The sequence below is a fragment of the Streptomyces sp. YS-3 genome (assembly GCF_045257485.1).
GTDB lineage: Bacteria > Actinomycetota > Actinomycetes > Streptomycetales > Streptomycetaceae > Streptomyces.
This window is the reverse complement of sequence record NZ_JBJHPC010000512.1, coordinates 1-5,161: the sequence shown is the minus strand read 5'-3', so window position 1 is coordinate 5,161 and position 5,161 is coordinate 1. Positions and strand designations below refer to the sequence as shown.

4 protein-coding genes are annotated in these 5,161 nt (G+C 72.3%); 1 reads left to right on the top strand and 3 read right to left on the bottom strand.

The genetic code is table 11. The features are described from left to right. From ACJA3G_RS29505 to ACJA3G_RS29495, 3 genes are all read right to left on the bottom strand, one after another. Window positions 1-1,101: MFS transporter (locus ACJA3G_RS29505; RefSeq protein ID WP_406556092.1), on the bottom strand; the 1,101-nt coding region annotated here is incomplete at its 3' end. Window positions 1,102-1,173: 72 nt separating this feature from the next. Next, window positions 1,174-2,637 (bottom strand): peptidoglycan D,D-transpeptidase FtsI family protein, encoded by a 1,464-nt coding sequence (locus ACJA3G_RS29500; protein ID WP_406556091.1) that lies wholly within the window; start codon window positions 2,635-2,637, stop codon window positions 1,174-1,176. Between the two features lie 99 nt (window positions 2,638-2,736). Further along, window positions 2,737-3,507, bottom strand: coding sequence for an IclR family transcriptional regulator (locus ACJA3G_RS29495; protein ID WP_358837307.1), 771 nt, complete (start codon window positions 3,505-3,507; stop codon window positions 2,737-2,739). A 180-nt stretch (window positions 3,508-3,687) separates the two neighbouring features. Here ACJA3G_RS29495 and ACJA3G_RS29490 point away from each other — a divergent pair. Continuing rightward, the coding region (locus tag ACJA3G_RS29490) for an aldehyde dehydrogenase (NADP(+)) (protein WP_406556090.1) at window positions 3,688-5,161 on the top strand (1,474 nt) is incomplete at its 3' end.

Sequence of the window (5,161 nt, the reverse complement as noted above, 5' to 3'; positions counted from 1 at the left end):
CAGCCCCACCGCGTTCGGTACGAACAGCAGCGTGTTCGCCGTCGACGCCGTGCGGCCGAGCACCGCGTCCGGGACCGACCGCTGGACCGCCGTCATCGACGCCACCAGCACGCACGGCAGCCCCAGCCCGATTCCCGCGCCGCACACCAACGCCACCGCGTCGTAGGGCAGGACCCGCGCGCACACCGACACCGCGAACACCGCGATACCGGCCGCGGCGTAGCAGTGGGCGGGCAGGCGGCGCAGGAGCGGGCCCGCGAGCAGCCCGGAGGCCACCGAGCCCACGCCCTGCACCGCGTACAGCACCCCCACGAACGTCGCCGAGTGGCCGAGCCGTTCGTCGGTCACCGCGTAGATCGCCGCACCGTTCAGACCGGCGCACAGCATCGTCGCCGCGCCCGCCAGCACCAGGGGCCGCAGCACCGGCGAGCGCCACACCGTACGCGTCCCCTCCGCCGTATCGGCCAGCCAGTGGCCACCGGGCGCCGGCCGCGCCTCCCGTACCCGTATCAGCGCGAAGATCCCCGCCGCCAGGAGGAACGTCACCGCGTCCAGGACCGCCACCGCCTGACCGCCGTACCGCGCGTACAGACCCGCCCCCGCCAGCGGGGCGACCAGCTTCATGCCCTCGTTGGCCGTCATCCGCAGGCCGTTGAAGTCGCCCAGCAGATCGCGGTCGACGGCGGCGGCCACCAGGCACGCCTCGGCCGCGTCCTGGATGACGCCGTTCACGCCGTACACCAGCAGCACCGCGAACAGGATCCAGATCCGGCCCGCCGTGTCCAGCGCGAGCAGCGCCATCAGCAGGACCGCCGACGCGAGGTTCAGCCCCACCAGGAGCGGACGGCGGCGCACCCGGTCCGCGACCGTGCCGAGCAGCGGGCCCACCAGGGTCGGCGCCCACATGGTGAAGACGGTGAGCGCCGCCAACGCGTCGGAGCCGGTCAGCGACTTGGTCCAGATCCCGGCCGTCAGCCACATCGCCGACGACCCGAACCCGGACACCACCACCCCGGTCAGATACAGCCCCGCGTCGCGGTCCGTCAGGACCCTTCTCAGCGGGCCGCCGCGGGCCGCGCTCTTCGTCCCTGTGGTGTTCACAGGGGAAAATCTCGCCGGTGAGGCGGCCGTGACGGATCCGGCGGACGCCCTATTCCCGCCCGCCCCGGTGCCCTAGGACGCCCGCAGGGCCGCCCCCATCATCTTCTGCGCCACCGGCGCCGCCAGGCCGTTGCCGCTCACCTCCGAGCGGGCCGCGCCGGAGTCCTCGACGAGCACGGCCACGGCGATCTGCCTGCCGGTGGCGGAGTCCTTGGCGTACGACGTGAACCAGGCGTACGGCGTCTTGGAGTTGCCCACGCCGTGCTGGGCCGTGCCCGTCTTGCCGCCGACCTCGGCGCCGCTCACCCTGGCGTTGGAGCCGGTGCCCTCCTCGACGACCGTCACCATCGCGGAACGCAACTGGCGGGCGGTCTCCGAGGAGACGATCCGCTTGCCACCGCCGTCCGCGTACGACTGAAGGGTCGTGCCCTCAGCGTCCGTCACCTTTGAGACCATATGCGGCGACGCCATGACCCCATCGTTGGCTATAGCGGCCGACACCATGGCCATCTGGAGCGGAGTCGCCGTCACATCGAACTGGCCGATACCGGTCAGCGCGGTCTGCGCCCGGTCCATTTTCTCGGAAGCCTTCGGATACACACTCGCCGAGGCCCGCACCGGTACGTCCTGCTCGGCGTCGTTGAAGCCGAACTTCTCCGCCGTGGCCCGGAGCTTGTCCTGGCCGAGCCGGTCCGCCAGCTTCGCGAAGACGTTGTTGCACGAGTACCGGAGCGCCGTGCGGATCGTGGCGTTCTCGCACGGGGCGGACGGGTTCTCGTTGGTCAGCACGGTCCGGGTGCCGGGCAGGGTGTACGGACTGGGGCTGTCGGTCCTCGTGTCCACCGACGGATAGAGGCCGTCCTCCAGCGCCGCAGCCGCCACCACCAGCTTGAACGTCGAACCCGGCGGCAGCGGCTGGCGCAGCGCCCGGTTGACCATCGGCTTGTCCGGATCCTCCGACAGCGCCTTCCAGGCGGCGCCGTCCGCCGAACCGGCGATCTTCGACGGGTCGTACGAGGGCGTCGAGACCATGCCGAGGATGCGGCCGGTCCTCGGGTCGATGGCGACGGCCGCGCCCTTCTTGCCGCCCAGCGCCTCGTAGCCGGCCTTCTGCACCGCCGGGTCGATGGTGGTCAGCACGTCGCCGCCGGGTGCCCGCTCGCCGGTGAGCGCCGAGAGCGGGTCCTTCATCCGGGTGTCGGTGCCGTCCAGCACCTTGCCGTAGATCCCCTCCAACTGGGTCGCGCCGTACACCTGCGAGCTGTAGCCGGTCACGGCCGCGTACAGCTCACCGTTCCTGTACGCGCGTTTGTACGCGAGATCGCCGCCGGTCGTCCGCACCGATCCGGTGATCGGCGAGCCGGCCACGATGATGTCACCGAGCGGGTTCGCGTACCGCGCGATGGTGTTCCGCCGGTTCAGCTTGTCGTCCGCGAGCGCCCGGCCTTGGTAGAACTGCACATAGGTGGCCCGGCCCAGCAGGGCCAGCACCATGAGCAGACAGAAGACCGCGCTGCGCCTGATTGTCTTGTTCATCCCGCACAGAGGACGTGCCGGATGCCGTGAATCGTTCCCTTTGGCCGCTTTTCTCAGAAACCTCTCATGACCCCGCAGCCGCCCGGACCGCGCGCGGGGTCAGAGCCGGCGGGTCGCCAGCGTCAGCCGGTCGCGCGCGTCGAACAGGGCATCCTTCACCATCTGCTCGTGCGCCGGGGTCAGCCGCGCCACCGGCACCGAGCAGCTGATCGCGTCGCGCGCGGGGGTGCGGTAGGGGATCGCGACACCGAAGCAGCGCAGCCCCAGCGTGTTCTCCTCGCGGTCCACCGCGTACCCCTGCTCGCGGATCTGGTGCAGCTCCTCGATGAGCTTCTCGCGGTCGGTGATGGTGTTCTCGGTCAGCTGCTGGAGGGTCTCCGGGAGCAGCTTGCGCACCTGCTCGTCGCTGTGGGTGGCCAGCAGCGCCTTGCCCAGCGAGGTCGAGTGGGCGGGCAGCCGGCGGCCGACGCGGGTGAAGGGGCGCAGATAGTGCTGGGACTGGCGGGTCGCGAGGTAGACCACGTTGGTGCCGTCGAGGCGGGCGAGGTGGATGGTCTCCGTGGTGTCGTCGGAGAGCCGGTCCAGCGTCGGCCGGGCAGCCGCGACGACCTCGTCGCCGTCGATGTACGAGGTGCCCACCAGCAGGGCGCGGACGCCGATGCCGTACCGCGTGCCGGTGGCATCGGTCTCCACCCAGCCGAGCTCCACCAGGGTGCGCAGCAGCATGTAGAGGCTGGACTTGGGGTAGCCGACCGCCTCCTGCACCGCCGCGAGGGAGTGCATTCCGGGGCGCCCCGCGAAGTACTCCAGCAATTCCACCGTACGCACGGCGGACTTGACCTGGGCCCCACCTGTCTCGACAGCCGACATCCGACCTCGCCCCTTCTTGCCTGCGCGTCTTGCCAACGCAGAACGCCCGTCAATAGAGTCCAGCATATTCATCAGCAGGAACTCTGTTCAGAATACCGAACAAACCCTGGTGGGCGGAGCAGGATCAGCGGGACGACCGCCAGGGACCTCGGCAGGACCGGAAGCCGGAAGGACATAGCGGTGAGCACAGCACCAGTCTGGAGTGTCGACCCCCGTACCGGGAAGCCGCGGGAGCAAGTCGCGGCGGAGGCGTCCGAGCGCGAGGTCGACGAGGCGGTGCGGGCCGCGTGGTCGGTGCGCGACGCGCTCGCCGACCGGGGCGTACGGGCGGCCCTGCTGCGGACCGCCGCCGAACTGCTCGACGAGGCCGCGGAGCACGTGGTGGAGGCCGCCGACGCCGAGACCGCCCTCGGGCCGGTCCGGCTCACCGGGGAACTCGCCCGGACCACCGCCCAGTTGCGGGCCTTCGCGGACGTGGTGGACGAGGGCGCCTTCCTCGACGTACGCATCGACCACGCCGACGCCGGCCGCACCCCGCCGTGGCCGGACCTGCGGCGGATGAAGGTGCCGCTGGGCGTGGTCGCGGTGTACTCGGCGTCCAACTTCCCGCTCGCCTTCTCCGTCCCCGGCGGGGACACGGCGAGCGCGCTCGCGGCCGGGTGCCCGGTCGTCGTCAAGGCCCACCCGGCCCACCCGGCAACCTCCGAGCTGTGCGTCTCACTGCTGCGGCGGGCGGCGGTACGGGTCGGGCTGCCGCAGGAGGTGGTGGCACTCGTCCACGGCTTCGACGCCGGGATCGCGCTGGTGCGCCACCCGCTGGTCGCGGCGGCCGGCTTCACCGGCTCGGTACGGGGCGGTCGCGCCCTCTTCGACGCGGCGGCGGCCCGGCCGGTGCCGATCCCCTTCCACGGCGAGCTGGGGTCGCTGAACCCGGTCGTGGTCACGGAGGCGGCGGCGGAGGAGCGGGGCGAGTCGATCGGCGCGGGGCTGGGTGCCTCGATGACGCTGGGCGTCGGCCAGTTCTGCACCAAGCCGGGCTTCGTGCTCGCGCCGGCCGGGCCGGGCGGCGACGCGCTGCTGAAGGCGCTGACGGCGACGGTGAGCGACGCGGAGGCGGGGGTGATGCTGGACCACCGGATGCGGGACGCGTTCGTGGCCGGCGTCGCCTCGCGGGCCGCGCTGGAGGGGGTCGGCGCGCCGGTCACGCCCGGGTCCGGCGGGGAGCACACGGTCAGCGCGGGATTCCTGACGGTCGCGGCGTCCGCGCTGGCCTCGCAGGGACCGCACGATCTGCTCCTGGAGGAGTGCTTCGGGCCGGTGACGGTGGTGGCGCGGTATGAGCACCCGTCCGAGATCGGAGCGGTGCTCTCGCGGCTGCCGGGGAACCTGACGGCGACGCTGCATCTGTCGGAGGCGGAGGGAGCGGGGCGCGACGGCGGCGCGGCGGCGTCGCTGCTCGCCACGCTGACGGGGCTCGCGGGACGGGTCCTGGTGGACGGGTGGCCGACGGGGGTGGCGGTGGCGCCCGCCCAGCACCACGGCGGTCCCTACCCGGCGACGACGTCGACGTCCACGTCGGTGGGGGCGACGGCGGTGGAGCGGTGGTTGCGGCCGGTGACGTATCAGGATGTGCCGGAGGGGTTGTTGCCGGGGG